General features: G+C 68.3%; 14 protein-coding genes and 2 rRNA genes. 8 read left to right on the forward strand and 8 right to left on the reverse strand.

Annotated features, from left to right (window positions below):
- Positions 1-43: 43 nt before the first annotated feature.
- Positions 44-3,159, reverse strand: a 23S ribosomal RNA gene (locus AMIS_RS21315).
- A gap of 358 nt (positions 3,160-3,517) precedes the next feature.
- Positions 3,518-5,033: ribosomal RNA gene (locus tag AMIS_RS21320) — 16S ribosomal RNA — on the reverse strand.
- The 16S and 23S rRNA genes sit together here, the layout of an rRNA operon.
- 415 nt (positions 5,034-5,448) lie before the next feature.
- Here AMIS_RS21320 and AMIS_RS21325 point away from each other — a divergent pair.
- The 3 genes from AMIS_RS21325 to AMIS_RS21335 all read left to right on the forward strand — a co-directional run bounded on the left by AMIS_RS21325 (position 5,449) and on the right by AMIS_RS21335 (position 10,084).
- On the forward strand, positions 5,449-7,056 hold the full coding sequence (locus AMIS_RS21325) for a methyl-accepting chemotaxis protein (protein WP_014444446.1): 1,608 nt from the start codon (positions 5,449-5,451) through the stop codon (positions 7,054-7,056).
- 128 nt (positions 7,057-7,184) lie between these two features.
- Complete coding sequence (locus AMIS_RS21330) at positions 7,185-7,379, forward strand: hypothetical protein (protein ID WP_014444447.1); 195 nt, start codon at positions 7,185-7,187, stop codon at positions 7,377-7,379.
- Positions 7,346-10,084 carry a helix-turn-helix transcriptional regulator gene (locus AMIS_RS21335; protein ID WP_231859047.1) on the forward strand — a complete coding sequence of 913 codons (2,739 nt, stop codon included), beginning with the start codon at positions 7,346-7,348 and terminating at the stop codon, positions 10,082-10,084. Before AMIS_RS21330 ends, AMIS_RS21335 begins: the two co-directional genes overlap by 34 nt.
- A gap of 83 nt (positions 10,085-10,167) precedes the next feature.
- Here the strand turns inward: AMIS_RS21335 and AMIS_RS21340 are convergent, their stop codons facing one another.
- Together AMIS_RS21340 and AMIS_RS21345 are read right to left on the reverse strand one after the other, a co-directional pair.
- Entirely contained in the window at positions 10,168-10,848 is a 681-nt protein-coding gene (locus tag AMIS_RS21340; protein WP_014444449.1) for an ANTAR domain-containing protein, read from the reverse strand.
- 107 nt (positions 10,849-10,955) lie between these two features.
- Positions 10,956-12,020, reverse strand: a complete 1,065-nt coding sequence (locus AMIS_RS21345) for a hypothetical protein (protein ID WP_014444450.1) — start codon at positions 12,018-12,020, stop codon at positions 10,956-10,958.
- A 92-nt stretch (positions 12,021-12,112) separates the two neighbouring features.
- On the opposite strand from AMIS_RS21345, the gene AMIS_RS21350 reads away from it, so the two are divergent.
- Both AMIS_RS21350 and AMIS_RS21355 read left to right on the forward strand, forming a co-directional pair.
- Positions 12,113-12,724 (forward strand): TetR/AcrR family transcriptional regulator, encoded by a 612-nt coding sequence (locus AMIS_RS21350; protein WP_041831113.1) that lies wholly within the window; start codon positions 12,113-12,115, stop codon positions 12,722-12,724.
- A gap of 34 nt (positions 12,725-12,758) precedes the next feature.
- A complete protein-coding gene (locus AMIS_RS21355) occupies positions 12,759-13,805 on the forward strand; it encodes a lysylphosphatidylglycerol synthase transmembrane domain-containing protein (protein ID WP_041829950.1) in 1,047 nt (348 codons plus the stop codon).
- Positions 13,806-13,868: 63 nt separating this feature from the next.
- Here AMIS_RS21355 and AMIS_RS21360 read toward each other — a convergent pair whose 3' ends face one another.
- Together AMIS_RS21360 and AMIS_RS21365 are read right to left on the reverse strand one after the other, a co-directional pair.
- Complete coding sequence (locus tag AMIS_RS21360) at positions 13,869-14,708, reverse strand: patatin-like phospholipase family protein (protein ID WP_014444453.1); 840 nt, start codon at positions 14,706-14,708, stop codon at positions 13,869-13,871.
- A 34-nt stretch (positions 14,709-14,742) separates the two neighbouring features.
- On the reverse strand, positions 14,743-15,813 hold the full coding sequence (locus AMIS_RS21365) for a DUF2855 family protein (protein ID WP_014444454.1): 1,071 nt from the start codon (positions 15,811-15,813) through the stop codon (positions 14,743-14,745).
- Positions 15,814-15,889: 76 nt separating this feature from the next.
- Here AMIS_RS21365 and AMIS_RS21370 point away from each other — a divergent pair, with 76 nt between their 5' ends.
- Together AMIS_RS21370 and AMIS_RS21375 are read left to right on the forward strand one after the other, a co-directional pair.
- The gene (locus AMIS_RS21370) at positions 15,890-16,366 is read left to right on the forward strand and encodes a winged helix-turn-helix domain-containing protein (RefSeq protein ID WP_014444455.1); all 477 of its coding nucleotides are present in this window, start codon (positions 15,890-15,892) and stop codon (positions 16,364-16,366) included.
- Positions 16,363-17,199 (forward strand): M23 family metallopeptidase, encoded by an 837-nt coding sequence (locus tag AMIS_RS21375; RefSeq protein WP_014444456.1) that lies wholly within the window; start codon positions 16,363-16,365, stop codon positions 17,197-17,199. The genes AMIS_RS21370 and AMIS_RS21375 overlap by 4 nt, the downstream gene beginning before the upstream one ends.
- 64 nt (positions 17,200-17,263) lie before the next feature.
- Here the strand turns inward: AMIS_RS21375 and AMIS_RS21380 are convergent, their stop codons facing one another.
- A complete protein-coding gene (locus AMIS_RS21380; RefSeq protein ID WP_014444457.1) occupies positions 17,264-17,791 on the reverse strand; it encodes a hypothetical protein in 528 nt (175 codons plus the stop codon).
- A 365-nt stretch (positions 17,792-18,156) separates the two neighbouring features.
- Here AMIS_RS21380 and AMIS_RS21385 point away from each other — a divergent pair, with 365 nt between their 5' ends.
- Positions 18,157-18,780 carry a TetR/AcrR family transcriptional regulator gene (locus tag AMIS_RS21385; protein WP_014444458.1) on the forward strand — a complete coding sequence of 208 codons (624 nt, stop codon included), beginning with the start codon at positions 18,157-18,159 and terminating at the stop codon, positions 18,778-18,780.
- Positions 18,781-18,930: 150 nt separating this feature from the next.
- Here AMIS_RS21385 and AMIS_RS44655 read toward each other — a convergent pair whose 3' ends face one another.
- A complete protein-coding gene (locus tag AMIS_RS44655; RefSeq protein WP_014444459.1) occupies positions 18,931-19,053 on the reverse strand; it encodes a hypothetical protein in 123 nt (40 codons plus the stop codon).
- Positions 19,054-19,064 lie beyond the last annotated feature (11 nt).

The raw sequence follows: 19,064 nt of genomic DNA on the forward strand, positions 1-19,064 counted from the left end.
GTTTGCTGTGAATCACACAGTGGACGCAAGCGCAATGTTTAGAGTGGTTAAGCCCTCGGCCTATTAGTACCGGTCAACTCAACACGTTACCGTGCTTACATCTCCGGCCTATCAACCCAGTAGTCTCCTGGGAGCCTTACCCACTCAAGGTGGTGGGATACCTCATCTCGAAGCAGGCTTCCCGCTTAGATGCTTTCAGCGGTTATCCCTTCCGAACGTAGCCAACCAGCCGTGCCCTTGGCAGAACAACTGGCACACCAGAGGTTCGTCCGTCCCGGTCCTCTCGTACTAGGGACAGCCCTTCTCAAGTATCCAACGCGCACGGCGGATAGGGACCGAACTGTCTCACGACGTTCTAAACCCAGCTCGCGTACCGCTTTAATGGGCGAACAGCCCAACCCTTGGGACCTGCTACAGCCCCAGGATGCGACGAGCCGACATCGAGGTGCCAAACCATCCCGTCGATATGGACTCTTGGGGAAGATCAGCCTGTTATCCCCGGGGTACCTTTTATCCGTTGAGCGACACCGCTTCCACACGCAAGTGCCGGATCACTAGTCCCGACTTTCGTCCCTGCTCGACCCGTCAGTCTCACAGTCAAGCTCCCTTATGCACTTACACTCAACACCTGATTGCCAACCAGGCTGAGGGAACCTTTGGGCGCCTCCGTTACCCTTTAGGAGGCAACCGCCCCAGTTAAACTACCCACCAGACACTGTCCCTCGACCCGATCAGGGCCGCAAGTTAGATACCCAAACCCAACAGAGTGGTATTTCAACAATGCCTCCACCCGAACTGGCGTCCGAGCTTCACCGGCTCCCACCTATCCTACACAATTAAATTCGGATACCAATGTCAAGCTATAGTAAAGGTCCCGGGGTCTTTCCGTCCTGCCGCGCGTAACGAGCATCTTTACTCGTACTGCAATTTCGCCGGGCCTGTGGTTGAGACAGTGGGGAAGTCGTTACGCCATTCGTGCAGGTCGGAACTTACCCGACAAGGAATTTCGCTACCTTAGGATGGTTATAGTTACCACCGCCGTTTACTGGCGCTTAAGTTCTCCGCTTCGCCCTCACGGGCTAACAGGTCCCCTTAACGTTCCAGCACCGGGCAGGCGTCAGTCCATATACATCGTCTTACGACTTCGCATGGACCTGTGTTTTTAGTAAACAGTCGCTTCCCCCTGCTCTCTGCGGCCATACCACGCTCCACCCGCAAGGGGCTTCACGCGTCCGGCCCCCCTTCTCCCTAAGTTACGGGGGCAATTTGCCGAGTTCCTTAACCACAGTTCACCCGTCGCCTCGGTATTCTCTACCTGACCACCTGTGTCGGTTTAGGGTACGGGCCGCTCGAAGCTCGCTAGAGGCTTTTCTCGGCAGCATAGGATCAATGACTTCACCAGAACGGCTCGGCATCACGTCTCAGCCTGTATGGTGTGCGGATTTGCCTACACACCGGCCTACACGCTTACCCCGGCACAACCACCGGCCGGGCTCATCTACCTTCCTGCGTCACCCCATCGCTAAACTACTACCCACAGAGGTCCTAGTCTCCCGCATCGCCGGCCGAAGCCATTGAATTGATCAAGTAGTTAGTACTATGAGGTTCGTCTTGGGCGCTTCTACGCGGGTACGGGAATATCAACCCGTTATCCATCGACTACGCCTCTCGGCCTCGCCTTAGGCCCCGACTCACCCAGGGCGGATTAGCCTGCCCCTGGAACCCTTGGTCATCCGGCGGAAGGGGTTCTCACCCTTCATTCGCTACTCATGCCTGCATTCTCACTCGTGTAGCGTCCACGGCTGGATCACTCCGCCGCTTCACCCGCAACACGACGCTCCCCTACCCATCCACACACCTGCACACCAAGACGAATCTTGGAGCGAAGTTAATGTGTGAATGCCACAGCTTCGGCGGTGTGCTTGAGCCCCGCTACATTGTCGGCGCGGAACCACTTGACCAGTGAGCTATTACGCACTCTTTAAAGGGTGGCTGCTTCTAAGCCAACCTCCTGGTTGTCCATGCGATCCCACATCCTTTTCCACTTAGCACACGCTTAGGGGCCTTAGCTGGCGATCTGGGCTGTTTCCCTCTCGACTACGAAGCTTATCCCCCGCAGTCTCACTGCCGCGCTCTCACTTACCGGCATTCGGAGTTTGGCTGATTTCAGTAAGCTTGTGGGCCCCCTAGACCATCCAGTGCTCTACCTCCGGCAAGAAACACGCGACGCTGCACCTAAATGCATTTCGGGGAGAACCAGCTATCACGGAGTTTGATTGGCCTTTCACCCCTAACCACAGGTCATCCCCCAACTTTTCAACGTTGGTGGGTTCGGTCCTCCACGTAGTCTTACCCACGCTTCAACCTGCCCATGGCTAGATCACCCCGCTTCGGGTCTAGAACATGCGACTAAAAACGCCCTATTCAGACTCGCTTTCGCTACGGCTACCCCACACGGGTTAACCTCGCCACATGCCACTAACTCGCAGGCTCATTCTTCAAAAGGCACGCCGTCACCCCGCTATAAAGCTAAGGCTCCGACGGATTGTAGGCGAACGGTTTCAGGTACTATTTCACTCCCCTCCCGGGGTACTTTTCACCATTCCCTCACGGTACTTGTCCGCTATCGGTCACCAGGAAGTATTCAGCCTTACCAGGTGGTCCTGGCAGATTCACAGCAGATTCTAGGAGTCCGCTGCTACTCGGGAACACTGCAAAGAGGTCATAGATTTTCGCTTACGGGGCTCTCACCCTCTACGGCCGGCTTTCCCACACCGTTCAACTAACCTATAACTTTGTAACTCTTCATCAGAATGTCAGTCCTGATAAGCAGGTCCCACAACCCCGGAAATGCAACGCCTGACAGCTATGACACATATCCGGTTTAGGCTACGTCCGCTTTCGCTCGCCACTACTCACGGAATCACGGTTGTTTTCTCTTCCTACGGGTACTGAGATGTTTCACTTCCCCGCGTTCCCCTCACACACCCTATGAATTCAGGTGCGGATGACACGACATGACTCGTGCCAGGTTTCCCCATTCGGACACCCTGGGATCACAGCTAGGTTGGCAGCTCCCCCAGGCCTATCGCGGCCTCCCACGTCCTTCATCGGCTCCTGGTGCCAAGGCATCCACCGTTCGCCCTTGACAACTTAACCACAGAAAACAAGATGCTCGCGTCCACTGTGCAATTCTCAACCAACGACCAACCCACAACCATCAAGGCGTCCCATCAGCACCGCAATCCGCGGCCGTTTTGAGGCGCCAGGTCATGCCTGGCATTGAAAAACAACCACCGGCCTCGCCGGCAAGGTTGTTCTTTCAGATACCCAACAGGGTGCTCATCGTTCTTACCAGCCGCATCAGAGCTCGTTCCTTCGCCACGAGGGCGTGTACTAGAGGATTCCGACCGTTGCCGGCTTGAACTAGCCAGTGTCTCCGCCTATGAGCTCCTCGATTCGTCATTCGCGAACCGCAGGATTTCTGTCCACCTTTCGGCAGAAGAATGCTCCTTAGAAAGGAGGTGATCCAGCCGCACCTTCCGGTACGGCTACCTTGTTACGACTTCGTCCCAATCGCCAGCCCCACCTTCGACGGCTCCCTCCCACAAGGGGTTAGGCCACCGGCTTCGGGTGTTGCCGACTTTCGTGACGTGACGGGCGGTGTGTACAAGGCCCGGGAACGTATTCACCGCAGCGTTGCTGATCTGCGATTACTAGCGACTCCGACTTCACGGGGTCGAGTTGCAGACCCCGATCCGAACTGAGACCGGCTTTTTGGGATTCGCTCCACCTCACGGTATCGCAGCCCTTTGTACCGGCCATTGTAGCATGCGTGAAGCCCTGGACATAAGGGGCATGATGACTTGACGTCATCCCCACCTTCCTCCGAGTTGACCCCGGCAGTCTCCCATGAGTCCCCAACTGAATGCTGGCAACATGGGACGAGGGTTGCGCTCGTTGCGGGACTTAACCCAACATCTCACGACACGAGCTGACGACAGCCATGCACCACCTGTCACCGGCCCCGAAGGACCCCACATCTCTGCGAGTTTTCCGGCGATGTCAAACCCAGGTAAGGTTCTTCGCGTTGCATCGAATTAATCCGCATGCTCCGCCGCTTGTGCGGGCCCCCGTCAATTCCTTTGAGTTTTAGCCTTGCGGCCGTACTCCCCAGGCGGGGCGCTTAATGCGTTAGCTGCGGCGCAGAAACCCGGAGAGGGTCCCCACACCTAGCGCCCAACGTTTACAGCGTGGACTACCAGGGTATCTAATCCTGTTCGCTCCCCACGCTTTCGCTCCTCAGCGTCAGTATCGGCCCAGAGACCCGCCTTCGCCACCGGTGTTCCTCCTGATATCTGCGCATTTCACCGCTACACCAGGAATTCCAGTCTCCCCTACCGAACTCTAGCCTGCCCGTATCGAATGCAAGCTCGGAGTTGAGCCCCGAGATTTCACATTCGACGCGACAAGCCGCCTACGAGCTCTTTACGCCCAATAAATCCGGACAACGCTCGCGCCCTACGTCTTACCGCGGCTGCTGGCACGTAGTTGGCCGGCGCTTCTTCTGCAGGTACCGTCACTTGCGCTTCGTCCCTGCTGAAAGAGGTTTACAACCCGAAGGCCGTCATCCCTCACGCGGCGTCGCTGCATCAGGCTTCCGCCCATTGTGCAATATTCCCCACTGCTGCCTCCCGTAGGAGTCTGGGCCGTGTCTCAGTCCCAGTGTGGCCGGTCGCCCTCTCAGGCCGGCTACCCGTCGTCGCCTTGGTAGGCCATTACCCCACCAACAAGCTGATAGGCCGCGAGTCCATCCCGAACCGAAAAACTTTCCACACGCACCCCATGCGAAGGCGTGTCGTATTCGGTATTAGCCCCCGTTTCCGAGGGTTATCCCAAAGTTCGGGGCAGGTTACTCACGTGTTACTCACCCGTTCGCCGCTCGAGTACCCCGAAGGGCCTTTCCGCTCGACTTGCATGTGTTAAGCACGCCGCCAGCGTTCGTCCTGAGCCAGGATCAAACTCTCCAACAAAATCTGTGGAAAATCTGATTCCCAGCAACATGATATGTTGCCAAAGGAATCTCCAACCCATCCGAAGACAGGCCGGGGTATTGCCATAATTGGCACTGGCTTATCAAGCACCCTGTTGAGTTCTCAAAGAACAACCGCACACCATCATCGTGACTGGGGCTTTTGTTCGACCCGCAGAACATTACACGATCCGAGAACCGTGATCATTTCCGGGATTCCTCCAGGACGGCCGCTCCGGGCCTCTTTCGAGTCCCGCTCGCTCGCCCGTCTCCCTGGCGGCTCGGAAAACATTACAGGCCACTCGGCCCGCTGGCAAACCGGGGTCCCGGCGACCTGGGTCACAGCTGCCGTTCAGCCATCGGACACACCTGCCGATCTCTCTCATGCGGGGGCACCGACGGCGAAGGAGCGCGGAGTGCGGAAGTCGAACACGGCTGGCGGATGGCTGGGCAACCTCAGCGTCAGCACCAAGTTCCTCGGCACCGTCGCCCTCGCCGCGGCGGTGGCCGTGATCGTGACGGTCCTGAGCGTCAACGCGCTCCGCCACGCCAACAAGACGTCGCAGGAGATCTACAGCGGCAACCTGGCGAGCGTCGACGCGCTCGGCAACCTCCGGGCGTCGATCCTGGCCACCCGGCTGACGATCGCCAACCACGCCATCTCGCAGGACGCGACGACCAAGGCGAAGTACCTCCGGACGCTCGACAGCGATCGGGAGACCGTCGAAGCGGCGTTCGCGACGTACCGGAGCAGTGAGCCGGCGGTGGAGGCGGCCGCGACCGACGAGCTCCACGCGGACTTCGAGGAGCTGTCGCGGCTCGCCGAGGAGAAGCTGATCCCGGCCAGCAACCGCAACGACATCGAGGCGTGGCAGCAGATCCGCGACTCGGAGATCACCCCGCTGATGAGCGAGGCGATGCAGGACATCACCGACATGACGGCGATCGAGGCCGCGGACGCCGCCGCGACGGCCGCCTCGGCGAACTCCGCCTACGAGTCCAGCCGTACCACGTCGATCGTGATGCTCGTGGTCGGTCTGCTCGTCGCCCTGGCGCTGGCGGTCTTCATCTCCCGGGGCATCGTCGGCTCCCTGCGCACGGTCAAGTCGGTGTGCGAGAGCCTCGCCGCCGGGGACCTGACCCGCACCACCGAGCTCACCGGCGGCGACGAGCCGGGCCAGATGGGCCGGGCGCTGGACGCCGCGGTCGCCAGCTTCCGGGACACGGTGACCACGATCGGCTCGTCGGCGGCCACGCTCGCCGGCGCCTCCCAGGAGCTGACCACGGTCAGTTCCCAGTTGCAGACCGGCGCGGCCGACGCCGCCGCGCAGGCGAGCGCGGCCTCGCACGGCTCGGAGCAGGTCAACGCGGGCGTGCAGTCGATCGCCGCCGGCACCGAGGAGATGAGCGCCTCGATCACCGAGATCGCGAGCAACGCGGGACAAGCCGCCCAGGTCGCGCAGCAGGCCATGGCGGTCGCCCGGCGCACCACCGACCAGGTCGCCCAGCTCGGCGCCGCGAGCGCGGAGATCGGCGACGTGGTCAAGCTGATCACGACGATCGCCGAGCAGACCAACCTGCTGGCGCTCAACGCGACGATCGAGGCCGCCCGGGCCGGTGAGCTCGGCAAGGGTTTCGCGGTCGTGGCCGGCGAGGTGAAGGAGCTGGCCCAGCAGACCGCGCGGGCCACCGATGAGATCACCACCCGGATCGCGGCGATCCAGAACTCCAGTGGCACCGCCGCCGACGCGATCGGCGAGATCACCGGTGTCATCCAGCAGATCAGCGACTACACCACCACGATCGCCTCGGCGGTCGAGGAGCAGACGGCGACCACGGCGGAGATGAGCCGATCGGTGGCCGACACCGCCGCCACCAGTGGCGAGGTCGCCGGTACCGTCTCCGGGGTTGCCGCCGTCGCCACCGCGACCGCGGCCGGCGCCAGCACCACCCAGCAGGCGGCCGCCGGTCTGACCCGCCTCTCCGACGACTTGACCACCCTGGTGAATCACTTCCGGCACTAGGTATACCTAGGCGACAGGCAAACCCTTCCTAGGTACGGGTGAACAGCCGAGATACGCAGTCCCTCCCGATGTGACGCCACCCCTGCCCGGCCGACGATCGATGCATCGGTCGACGAGAGGACAGGGCGATGACGATGCACCCGGAGATGATGCTGGCGCTGGCGCACGACAGGCACCGGGAACTGGTCGCGGAAGCCGACCGGGGGCGGCTGCTGGCCCGTGCGCTGCGGACCCGGTTCCGCCGGAACGAGAAGGCGGTTCGCGGACAGCCCGCCGGTACCCTGACGTCGTGCGAACCATCCGTGGCGGTGCCGGCCCGGTGATGATCGGCAGGGAGAGCGAGCTGCGCCGGTTGACGCAGCTCGCTTCCGCGTCCGAGCCCGCTGTCGCGATCATCGCGGGTGAGCCGGGCATCGGGAAGACCCGGCTGGTGCAGGAACTGCTGCGGACGCTGCCGGCCGAGACCGTGGTGCTGGTCGGGCAGGCCGAGCCGGGGTCGCTCTCCCGGCCGTACGAAGTGCTGCTGGACGCGATCGACGGCCGTGCCGGGGTCGACGAGCAGCAGCTGGCGGCCCTCGCGGATCCGCGGCACAGCCCGGTCGAGCGTCTGCACACCGGGATCGCCATCCTGGCCGGGCTGATCGGCGACTCCCCCGCGGTGATCGTCTTCGAGGACCTGCACTGGGCGGACTCGGAGAGCGCGGCGCTGTTCGAGCGGATCGCCGACCAGCGTGGCCCGCGGCTGCTGATCGGCACCTACCGGCCCGAGGAGGTGACCCGCCGTCAGCCGGTGGCGGGTCTGCTGGCGCAGATGGAACGGCGGCACGCGGTCACCCACGTACACCTGGATCGTCTGACTCCCGCGCAGACCGCGGCGTTGCTGGCGGCAGCGACCGGCGCGCCGGCGCCGCTGCGCGCCGCGACGGCGTTGCATCACCGGGCCGGCGGCAATCCGTTCTTCCTGGAGGAGCTTTTACGAGCCCTTCCCGGGTACGACGTGGAGGCACTCGTCGAGCAGCCACTCCCGTGGAGTCTCGCCGACGTGCTGCGCCGCCAGGTCGACGACCTGGAGCCGGTCAGCCATCGCGTCGTCGAGGCGGCGAGCGTGCTCGGCCGGCGCATCCCGTTCGACCTGCTCGCGGCCGTGACCGCCACGGGTGAGGACGAGCTGATCGCGGTCCTGCGCGATCTGGTGACCCGCGGTGTGCTGGTGGAGTCCGGTGAGGACGAGTTCGCGTTCCGGCACGCGCTGGTCCGGGAGGCGATCGCCGGGCAGATGCTGGGCCGGCAGCGCCGCCGGTTGCACGAGGCGGCGCTGGACGTGCTGCTCTCCGGCGGCGCTTCCGACCCGGCTCTGGTGGCTCATCACGCCCGTGGCGCCGGCCGGTACGACGACATGATCGCCGCGGCTCGCCGGGGCGCCGTGCTCTACCTCTCGATCGGATCGGCCTATCAGGCGTTGCAGCTGGCCGAGATGGGTCTGGAGGAGGCGCCCGACGACCCGGAGCTGCTGGCGTCGGCGGCCCGGTCGGCGTGGCTGGCCGGCCTGCTGGACGACGCGCTGCGCCACGCCCGGCACTGGCGGGACTCGGGCAGCAGCACCACCGACCGGGCCGAGTCGCTCTACCTGCTCGTCCGTCTCGCCTGGGAGTCCCGCGAGACCGAGGAGATGCGCGCCGCGACCCGCGACATCGAGACGCTCATCGCGCAACTCCCGCCGGGCGCGGACCAGGCGTGGGCGATGACCGCGATCGCACAGTCGGCGTACCTGCGTGACGAGCTGGACGCCGCGCTGCTCTGGGCGGACCGCGCGCTGGCCCTCGCCGACGAGTTCGGCCTGCCGTCCGTGCGCCGCGCCGCCCTGGTGGAGAAGGGTTCGACGCTCTGCGAACGCCCGCAGACCGCCGCCGACGGCCGCAAGATCCTCTCCGGGCTGGTGGACGAGGCCGAGGAGGCGGGTGAGTGGGTCCTCGCCGCCCAGGCCCTCAAGGTGCTGGTGCACGGTGAGCCGCCGACGTCGCCGGTGGAGCACGCCGAGACCCTGGAGCGGATGCGGGTCGACGCCGAGCGGGCCGGTTTCGAGTCGCTCGCGGTCGCCACCCACTTCCAGGGCCTGGCCCGGCTGGCGCTGCGCGCCGGGGACCTGCGCGCCGCGATCGCCGCGCTGGAGGAGGGCCGCGAGCAGGACCGGAGCCTGCGGCGCCGAGGCCGCTGGGCCGACTATCACGCGGTCTTCCTGGCCGGCCTCTACCTCGAGGCGGGCGAGCTGGATCGGGTGGACCGGCTGATCGCGGACCTGGCGGCGCTGCCGAACAACCCGCCGGCGGTGCTTCCCGGCCTGGCGTTCCACCTGGCCTGCCGGCGCGGCGATCTCGCGGGCGCCGAGGCGAGCCTGGCGGAGCTTCTCGCCTTCGTCGTGGATCAGACGTGGCGCAGCGGCGAGCAGGCCCACGACCTGATCTCCGCGGCGCTGGAGCTCGGCCTGCCGGCGGACCGGCTCGACGCGATGGCCACCGAGCTGATCGACGCCGACGTGTGGGACGCCTACCGGACGCTCGTGGACTGCCAGGTCGCGGAGGCTTACGGCCGGCACGCCGAGGCGCTGACCGGGTACCTGTCGATCGTCGACGCGCACATCCTGGGGCCGGCGACACGGGGCACGGTCCGGGTCGGCGCGGCCCGCTGCCTGCTCGCCGCCGGCCGGCGGGAGGAGGCGACCGCGCAGGCCGAGGCGGCGGCCGGGCTGCTCGCCGGGTGGGCCGGCTGGCGGGTGGCTCAGCTCGACCGGGTCCGGGCGCGGCTGGGGCTGACGCCCACCGGCGCGGAACCGGCGGTGACCGGCGCGGCGGCGCTGACACCGCGCGAGCGGGAGGTGGCCGTGCTGATCAGCGACGGGATGACGAACGCGGAGCTGGCGCGGCGGCTCTACATCTCGCCGAAGACCGCGGCGGTTCACGTCTCGAGCATCCTGCGCAAGCTCGGGGTGTCCTCGCGTACCGAGGTGGCGGCCGGTCTTCGCCGAGGCTGACCGCATCAGCCCGGACCGTCTTCACGAGGCTGACCGCTTCCACGCGGTCCGGCGGGCGGGAACGGCGCCCGCCGGACCGGCCGCTATGCCGGCAGCAGTCTGCTGGAAATGACCGCGGACGCGGCATCGGACAACGAAATACCCTGCTGCGCGGCATCCAGTCGCAGCGTGAGGTAGGCGTCCTCCTCCGGTCCCCCGATCAGCGCGAGAGCGAGCTGAATGGTGGCCCGCACCGACAGCGCCTCGGCGAATCCCGCTATCAGTTCCTCACCGCCGTCGTCGAGCGGCCGCAATTCCGCCTTGTCGACGGGTGACGGCAGATCGGGGTCGTAGGCGGCGCAGATACCGACCGTCAGCGGCGCCATCGCGGCGGCGTCGTGGCCGTACAGATCCAGCGTGGCCCGCGCCGCGCCGCTGCCGGTGAAGAGCGGCACGGATACGATGCTCAGCCCCATGCCGGCCGCCTCGTGGCGGAAGTTCGGCCAGGTCATCGTGGTGGCGACGGGTTGCTCATCAGGCGTCCCGGGCGCTGCCGAGGCGCCCGAGACCGCTGCGGCGAGCTCGCCGCTCATGGCCACCGTGCAGCTGCCGTCGCCGGGCCGCTCCGACACCGCGGCGTAATCCACCGCGCCGATCCGATCGGCGGCGAATTGCGATACCCGCTCGAGTCTCTCGTGCACATCGGGCACGTCATCCGGCGTTTCGGCGAGCGCGACTATTGCTTCGGCCAATGGCTGACGCGTACCCACGGAACGCGATGTCATCACCCTGCTCCCTCCCCTTGCCGGTCAATGCGGCGACATCGGTCCCGTACCCGGGGAAAGGTCTTTCACACGAATTCGTCAGTTCTTCAGAAATCCGGCCACGGTCCTCACCCCCGTGCGGGTACGACCTCGTGCACGTCACCGCCGGCGACGGGTCCCGTGACGGCGGCCCGGCGGGCGCGCTGCGCGCCGGCCAGGCAGAGCACCAGCCCGGCCGCGAGCCAGGCCGTCAGCACGATCACCGCGTGCGTCGCGCCGTCGCCGCCGAAGAACGCGGTCGAGCGCAGCAGCTGTCCTCCGGCGCCGGGCGGCATCAGCTGGCCGAGCGTGCCGGACCAGCCGGGCAGCATCTCGGGCGCGGTCGCGGTGCCGGAGAACGGGTTGCCGACGAGCATCATGGTGACCGCGCCGAGCCCGAAGCCCACGTAGCCGAGCAGGGACTCCAGACCGAGAATGGTCAACGAGGTGGCGGCCACGGTCAGGGCGATCGCGCCGGCGTTGGCGAGGTAGGCGCCGTCCAGCGAGCCGAGCCAGAACTGCAGGATCGCGGCCATCGCGAGTCCGCCGGTGACGGCGAAGGCGAGCGCTCCGGTGATCCGCCGGCCGGCGCCGCGCACCAGACGGGTGAGCAGGACGGCTGCCAGCATGCCGCCCATCACCAGCGGCAGCGCTCCGGCGGCCAGGCCGGCGCCGCGCGGGTCGTCGGCGGGAAGGCTGACGATGTCCCGGACGGCGACGCCCGCGCCGCTGGCCGTGGCCGCGCCATTCGCCGTGGCCGCGCCGGCGCCGGTGGCTTGGGCTTGTGCCTGGCCGAGGGCGGTGGCGACGCCCTGCAACGTCTGCGCGACCGTGGCGCTCGCGGCGGTCGCGGTCATCACCTGCGGGCTTCCGGAGCTGACGTCGATCGCGCCGTAGACCTCCCGGTCGCGGATCAGCTGCTCGGCCTCGGCCGTCCCGGCGACCGCGGTGATCTCGAAAGCGCCCGGCAGTCGCTCGTCGAGGGCCGCGCTGATCCGCTGGACGGCGGTGGGCGGGCCGGCGACGGCGATCGGCACGTCGTGCACCGAAGACCGCACCGACGGCCAGGCGAACGCGGTGAGCAGCACGCTGACGATGACGGTGAGCAGGAGGACCGCCCGGGTCACGACCGGCCAGGGGCTTCGGGTTTCCATCGGAACTCCTCAAGGAGAATGACTGTTCGTTTTCATGGTGGGCACGGACGGCTCGGGTTGTCAAGAATGAACGTTCGCTTTACTGTCGGATGATGCCCCGCGTCACCGAGCAGCACCGAGCCACCCGCCGGGCCGAGATCATCAACGCCGCCGCCCGGCTCTTCGCCACCAACGGGTTCCACGCCACCGCGATGGCGGACATCATCAGCGACGCCGGCCTCTCCGCCGGCGCGGTGTACCGCTACTTCCGCAGCAAGGAAGAGCTGATCGCGGCCGTCGCCGAGGAGGCGCTCACCGCCGCCGACGAGACCTTCCGGGACCTGCTCGCCGACGGTGCCGCGCCCGCGCCCGAGCACGCCCTGGCGATCATCATCACGACGATCGACACCCGGATCGGCCGCCACCCGGGCACCGGGCTGGACCTCACCCGGATCGGCGTCCAGGTCTGGGCCGAGGCCCTGCGCAGCCCCGACGTCGCCCTCCGCGTCAATCAGGTCTACCGGCGGCTGCGCGGCAACTTCGCCGAGATCGCCCGGCGCCGGCCCGGGCTCGCCGGCGCCGACCCGGAACAGGTCGGCGCGGCCATGCTCGCCCTGGTCCAGGGATATGTCCTGCAGCGCCTGCTGATGACCGGCACCGACACCACCGGCTACCTCGCCGGCGTCACCGCGCTGCTCGCCACCGAAGACGGCCGCCGTGAATGATCAAGCCGTCGTCCCGCGCGCCGAAACAGATGACATGCCCGTGCCCCGCGACCCCGCCGCCCCGGACCCCGGGCGCCGCCGCCGCTGGATCACGCGCATCGCGGTACCGGCGCTGATCGTCCTGTTCGCCGTCGAGCTGTACCTGGGCTGGCCGTCCCTGACCTCCGCCCTGGGCCAGCTCAAGGCCCCCGCCCCCGGCTGGCTGGCCGCCGCGGTGATCGCCGAGCTCGCCGCCATGGGCACCTACGCCCGCATGCAGCACACCCTGCTGCGCTCCGCCGGGCTGCGCGTGCCGCTGTACCGCAACGTCGCCCTCGCCTACGCCGCGCACTCCCTCAACGAGACGCTGCCGGGCGGACCCGCGTTCTCCACCAGCTTCAACTACCAGCAGCTGCGCCGGTTCGGCGCCACGCCCGCGGTCGCGTCCTGGACGATCGCGCTCTCCGGCATCCTGTCCACCACCGCGCTCGCCGTGGTCACCGCCGCCGGCGCGCTGGTCTCCGACGGGAGCCCGGACTGGTACAGCCTCGCCGGCCTGGCCGTGGTCATCGTCCTGCTGGTCGCCGGGGTGCGGCGGGTCAGCGCGAACCCGGCGATCGCCGACCGGCCGGCCCGCGCGGCCCTGGCCCGGATCAACCGGTTGCGCAACCGCCCCGCCGCTCACGGGCTCGACGCGGTGCGCGGCTTCGTCGCCCAGCTCGGCGCGGCCCGGCTGACGCCGGGGCGCGGGCTCGCGGCGGCGCTGTTCGCCGTGCTGAACTGGGGACTCGACGCGGTCTGCCTCTGGATGTGCGTGCGGGCCGTCAGCGACGAGCCGATCAACGCGACGCAGTTGCTGCTCGCGTTCTGCGCCGGAATGGCGGCGGGAACCATCACGATCGTCCCGGGCGGGCTGGGCATCATCGACAGTGCCCTGATCCTGGGGCTGATGGCGGGCGGGATCAGCGCGTCGACGGCGATCGCGGCGGTGGTGCTCTACCGGATCATCAGCTTCGGCTTCATCATCGGCGTCGGCTGGATCTCCTGGCTGATCATGCGCCGCCGTCACCGCCGCTACCTGGAAGCCGGCGTGCCGGCATAGGCCGCACCCCGCTTCCCGCGGGTGGAGTCCGGGCGCGCTCCGCACCCGACATCAACACGCGGGTCAGGTCCAGAGGGGGCGCAGCCGGCCGGCCTCCCGGGCGGCCTGGGCGTAACCAGCCTCCGCGGCGGGACGCCGGCGTGCCGGGTCGAGCACGTTCCGGCCGATCGCCGCCCGCGCCGCCCGATCCGGTGACACCAGGGCGCCACGCACGTCCGGCCCGAGCGCCGCCAGCTGCGCCGCCGGACGGCCGGACCGCCGCGCCGCCGCCGTCACCGGGGCGATCACCACCACCCGATCGTTGCCGGCGGCCAGATCCACGTTCGCCACCGACCGCACCCCGCCGTCGATGTGCCGCACACCGCCGATGGTCACCGGCGGCCACGTCAGGGGCACCGCGCAGCTCGCCGCGACGGCGTCGATCAGCGGGACGCCACTGGAGGCGTCGAATACCCGTACCCTCCCGGTCGGGGCCTCGACCGCGACGATGCGCAAGTCGGTCGCCGGCCAGGCGCCCTCGGAGATCCGCCGCGCGATCACCTCCCGGCGTTGCGCCTCCGGCATCGTGCGGGCGCGCAGCGCTCGCCGCCCGAGCCAGGCACGGCCGCGCGCCGGATCGCCGGGCCAGAGCCCGGCCACCGCGAACGCGAGAAGACCACCGAGACCCATGCGGGCGGCGACCTCCGTGCCCGGGCCGGCGAGCTGTGCCTCGAAAAGATCATTGAGGGGTACGCCGGAGAGCACCTGCGCCGCGACCGAGGACCCGGCCGACGTGCCGACGAAGAGTCCCGCGTCGGTCAGATCGACACCACGCTCGGCCAGTCCGTGCAGCAACCCGATCTCCCAGGCGACGCCGGTCACCCCGCCGCCACCGAGAACCAGCGCCTTGCCCGCCACCGCCATGCATCGATCCTAGTCAGCGCGCTTGGCTCGGCGCCTACCGGAACTCGACCACGTGTCCCACCCTCGGCGGGGTGCGGCCCTGGAACACGTCCAGCCAGGCCCGCCGCAGATCCTCCGGGCCCTTGCCGGCGCGCACGTCGACCCAGCCGGCCGCCGCGCCGGCGAACCGCTGCCAGGCCTCGGCGAAACGCTGATCCAGCCCGTCGCGGCCCCAGTCCTGGCGGCGCTTGCGCATCTGTACCGGGGCGAAGAACACCTCACCGGCTGCTTCGGCGTTCGGGATCTGGTTGGTCAGCCCGACCGCGATGTCGCGGACCAGGCGGTCGCCGAGCCGGGCGCGCAGGGCGGCACGGGTGTCCGGCGAACCGGAGAGATCGAGGTAGACGGACGGCACGGCGCCGAGGGTGTCCACCTCGTCGTAGGTGAGCACCTCGTCGTAGCAGCCGAGCTCCCGGGTGAAGGCGACGTTGCCGGGTGAGGTGAGACCGATCAGGCGAGGGCCGCGACCGTGCAGCTCGAACGCGGCGGCGTACCCGGTCTTGCTCGACGCCGACGACAGGATCAGCTGGTCGGCGCCGTAGAACGCGTTGTCGGCGACCTGGTCGGCGAGCATGAACGAGGTGAAGAACAGCGGCCGGAACAGAACCAGCAGATCCTCCTGGTCGCGGCGGTAGGCCGCGTCCCCGGCCGTCGAGCGGTAGGCGTTGTACGGCGACGGCAGCTCCGCCCGGTGCGCCGTCGCGTCCCGGAAGCCGGTGCCGTCCACCCGCTCGGGGCGCACCACCAGATGCCCGGCCGGCGGCAGGTATCCGTAGACCCGCTGCCCGGCCTCCACGCCGGGAACCGTGGACGCGGCCACCTCGGCGAATCCCCAGACCGGCGGGAGCCCCCACTCGGGCCCGAGCCCGGACCGGGCCGCGGGGAAGAACTCCCAGTAGCGCATCGCGTCGCCGAGCACCGCGTAGGTCACGTTGTTGGCAGTCATCCCGACGCGGTCGACCCGCAGCAGCGCCTCCCCCTCGGCGAGTTCCGGGGTGGCCGTGTCGATCAGCGTGGTGCGGCCGAGGTCGTCGCGGGCGACGGCGAATGTCCAGGACTCAGGCATGGCGCCGACGTTATTGCACCCACCGTGCAGAATTCTAGGCCTCTACGGATTTACGTAATTACGATATGGTCGCGGAGTGAGTGACGACGACCGTCTCGCGGCGCTCGAAGCGCGCGTCGCCAGGCTGGAGAAGAAGAGCAGCCCGGACACGGACACGTTCTGGGCGCTGGACGGCCTGTCCGCCCGCGCCGAGGACCCCGGCGCCGTGCTGATCACCGGCCAGGTGACGCTCCCCGACGACCGCGCCGCCCGGTGGCAGGAAAGTGCCGGGGCCGAGGAGCTTCTCGACGCCGACTGGTCACCGCAGGTGACCGCGCTCGCCGCGCTCGCGCATCCGGCCCGGATCCGGCTGCTCCAGCAGGTGCTCCGCGGGGCGAGCACGGCCAACGACCTGATCCGGATCGAGGGCATGGGCACCAGCGGGCAGGTCTACCACCACCTGCGCCAGCTCGTCGCCGCCGGCTGGCTGCGCACGGTCGGCGGCGGACGGTACGAAGTGCCCGTCGCCCGCGTGATCCCCCTGCTCACCACGATCCTTGGAGCCCGTCGATGAAACGTGCGATCGCCCGCTGGCAGACCTGGTGGCTGCGACTGTTCGTACTGCTCGTACTCGCCCTGCTGGTCGTCCCCATCCCCAAGCCGTTCGACATAGCCATGATGGCGGCGGCGTTCGGCCTGTTCCTGATCCGGCCGCCGCAATCCACCCGTCCCGCCGTCGAGCTGGCCCCGCCGATCCGCGGGCATTGGGTGGCCCTCAACAGCCCGGGAAACGCGGTTCCCAGCCACGGGGTCAAGGCCTACGGGCAGATGTACGCCGTCGACCTGCTCCAGCCGTCCGCGGACGCCGCGACGTCGATCGGGTGGTCGATCCGGACCCGCGCGCCCGAGACCTACCCGTGCTTCGGGGAGCCGGTGCAGGCGATGGCGGCGGGCACGGTGGTCCGCGCCGCCGACCGGCAACGGGACCACCGCAGCCGGGACACCTGGCCCACGCTGATCTGGATGATGACCGTCGAGGCGTTCGCGCGGGAGCTGGCCGGGGCGTCCCGGATCCTCGGGAACCACGTCATCGTGGACCAGGGGGACGGGGCGTTCGCCGTCTACGCCCATCTGCGCCGCGGGTCGGCACGGGTGCGCGCCGGTGAGCGGGTGGAGGCCGGTCAGCAGCTGGCGGAGGTGGGGAACACCGGCAACACGTCAGAGCCGCATCTGCACGTGCAGGTGATGGACCGGGCCGAGCCGACGGCGGCCGCGGGGATTCCGATGCGGTGGACCGGGGTGATCGCCGGGGAGGTGGATCCGCGGTGGTCGACCGGGGAGCCCAAGCCGAGCGGGATGGCCGGGTTTCCCCGGAACGGGCAGGTGTTCGAGGCGAGCGCCGACTGATGTCACCGGGCGGCGTCAGAGCGTGACAGGGCTGAGGCTCTCCGAGCGTCACGCCCTGACGTTCTCAGAGCGTCACGGCGACGGAGAACAGCGCTCCGGCCAGCAGCACCGCCCCGGTCGCCACGCCGATCACCGCGCTCACCGGCAGCGACCGGGACCGGGCCACCGGAACCGCAACCAGCGACGCCAGGGTGATCAGCGCGGCGGTGACGTGAACCGCCGGGTAGTGGATGATCACGGCGACCGGGAACAGGTGCACGCCGACCACGAACGCGATCCAGACCGGGATCAGCTCGCGGCGCCGCAGCACCGCCAGGATCACGGCGCCCACACCGGCGGCCGCGAACTCGATGCCGACCACGATGCCGAACGTCCGGCTCGTCGCGTCGTCGAACACCGTGCCCGCGGACGCGTGCCGCCACGCCAGCAGCCCACCCGCGACCGCGGTCAGCAGGGACACGACCGTCGCGGCGATCAGCGGTTTGCGCCACGACGGCGGCGGCGCCTCCTGCGCCCAGCCGAACCAGCTGGAGGCGAAGAACCCGAACACCGCCGCGGTGACCGCGGCGTCGCGTAGATGGTCCGCAAGCATGTCATCCCCCGGTGATCGTCCACGGTGGACGATAGCAGCGCGGGGAGGCCGCCCGGTTGAGCCGTCCCGGAGCGATCCGGTCGCCGCGATGGTGGTCACCGCCGTGAGCCGTCGCCGGCGCCGGCGCCGGCTATGGGACCTTGATCACCGGTCCGGGCTACGGCCGGGTGGCGCGAGCCGCAGGTCAGGCCGGTTATCCGGGCTTGATCACATGTGCGGGCTACGGCTGGGACGGCATTTTCCAAGATCGGCGTGAGGCGGGGGCGCGAGGCGGGGCGAGGCGCGGGCGCGGGCGCGAGGCGCGAGACGGACGGGGAATGACCGGCAGGGAAGGAACGGCGGGGCGGCATGAGAGGCTTCCGGGCGTGACGTCACCGGAATCCCCGCCCGCCGTGCCCGCCCGCCGCGGGCGTGGGCGGCCCGGGCACGACCAGGCGACGGTGCTGCGGACGGCGGTGGGGCTGTTCAACCGCCGGGGGTACGACGCGACGAGCATCGGTGATCTCGCCGCGGAGCTGGGTGTCACGAAGTCGGCGATCTATCACCACGTCGCCGGCAAGGAGGATCTGCTCCGGCTGGCGCTGGACGACGCCCTGGACGAGCTGACCGCGGTGGTGTCGGCGGCGGTCAGCGACGAGCGCGCGAGCGCGTACGACCGGCTGCGCGGCGTCGTGCGGCGGTCGGTGGAGGTGCTCGCCGCGCACCAGCCGGCGGTGACGCTGCTGCTGCGGGTGCGCGGGAACACGCCGGTCGAGGTGGAGGCGCTGAAGCGGCGCCGCTGGCTGGACGACCAGCTGGCCGCCCTGGTGCGCGCGGCGATCGCCGAGGGCGCGCTGCGCGAGGACGTCGCGCCGGACCTGGTGAGCCGCCTGCTGTTCGGCATGGTGAACTCGCTGGTCGAGTGGTACCGGCCGGAGGGCACGCACGACACGGCCACGATCGCGGACGCCATCGCGTCGATAGCCTTTGACGGCCTCGCGCCGCGGTGAAGCCGCCGAGATGAAGCCGCCGCGGTGAAGCCCTCGCGGTGAAGCCGCCGAGATGAAACCGGGGAGGTGAAACCGCGGAGGTGAAACCGGGGAGGTGAAACCGGGGAGGTGAAACCGGGGAGCCGAGAGCCGGCCCCCGATTCCCGGTGATCAGACGCCGGCCACCGCGTGGATCTCGCCCGAGCACCCCGACCCGGTGACGCTGGCGGACGCCGGAACCGGCACCGCCAGGGCGAGGACGATCGCGGACATGACGCACAGAGCTTTTCGCATTTTTCCCCCGT

It is taken from the genome of Actinoplanes missouriensis 431 (assembly GCF_000284295.1).
Taxonomy (GTDB): domain Bacteria; phylum Actinomycetota; class Actinomycetes; order Mycobacteriales; family Micromonosporaceae; genus Actinoplanes; species Actinoplanes missouriensis.

Bases quoted from the DNA above. Each gene is read 5' to 3' on its own strand.
- AMIS_RS21340 (WP_014444449.1), bottom strand. From the start codon at position 10,848: ATGACATCGCGTTCCGTGGGTACGCGTCAGCCATTGGCCGAAGCAATA.
- AMIS_RS21360 (WP_014444453.1), bottom strand. From the start codon at position 14,708: ATGGCGGTGGCGGGCAAGGCGCTGGTTCTCGGTGGCGGCGGGGTGACC.
- AMIS_RS21365 (WP_014444454.1), bottom strand. From the start codon at position 15,813: ATGCCTGAGTCCTGGACATTCGCCGTCGCCCGCGACGACCTCGGCCGC.
- AMIS_RS21350 (WP_041831113.1), top strand. From the start codon at position 12,113: ATGCCCCGCGTCACCGAGCAGCACCGAGCCACCCGCCGGGCCGAGATC.
- AMIS_RS21355 (WP_041829950.1), top strand. From the start codon at position 12,759: ATGCCCGTGCCCCGCGACCCCGCCGCCCCGGACCCCGGGCGCCGCCGC.
- AMIS_RS44655 (WP_014444459.1), bottom strand. From the start codon at position 19,053: ATGCGAAAAGCTCTGTGCGTCATGTCCGCGATCGTCCTCGCCCTGGCG.
- AMIS_RS21375 (WP_014444456.1), top strand. From the start codon at position 16,363: ATGAAACGTGCGATCGCCCGCTGGCAGACCTGGTGGCTGCGACTGTTC.
- AMIS_RS21345 (WP_014444450.1), bottom strand. From the start codon at position 12,020: ATGGAAACCCGAAGCCCCTGGCCGGTCGTGACCCGGGCGGTCCTCCTG.
- AMIS_RS21380 (WP_014444457.1), bottom strand. From the start codon at position 17,791: ATGCTTGCGGACCATCTACGCGACGCCGCGGTCACCGCGGCGGTGTTC.
- AMIS_RS21330 (WP_014444447.1), top strand. From the start codon at position 7,185: ATGACGATGCACCCGGAGATGATGCTGGCGCTGGCGCACGACAGGCAC.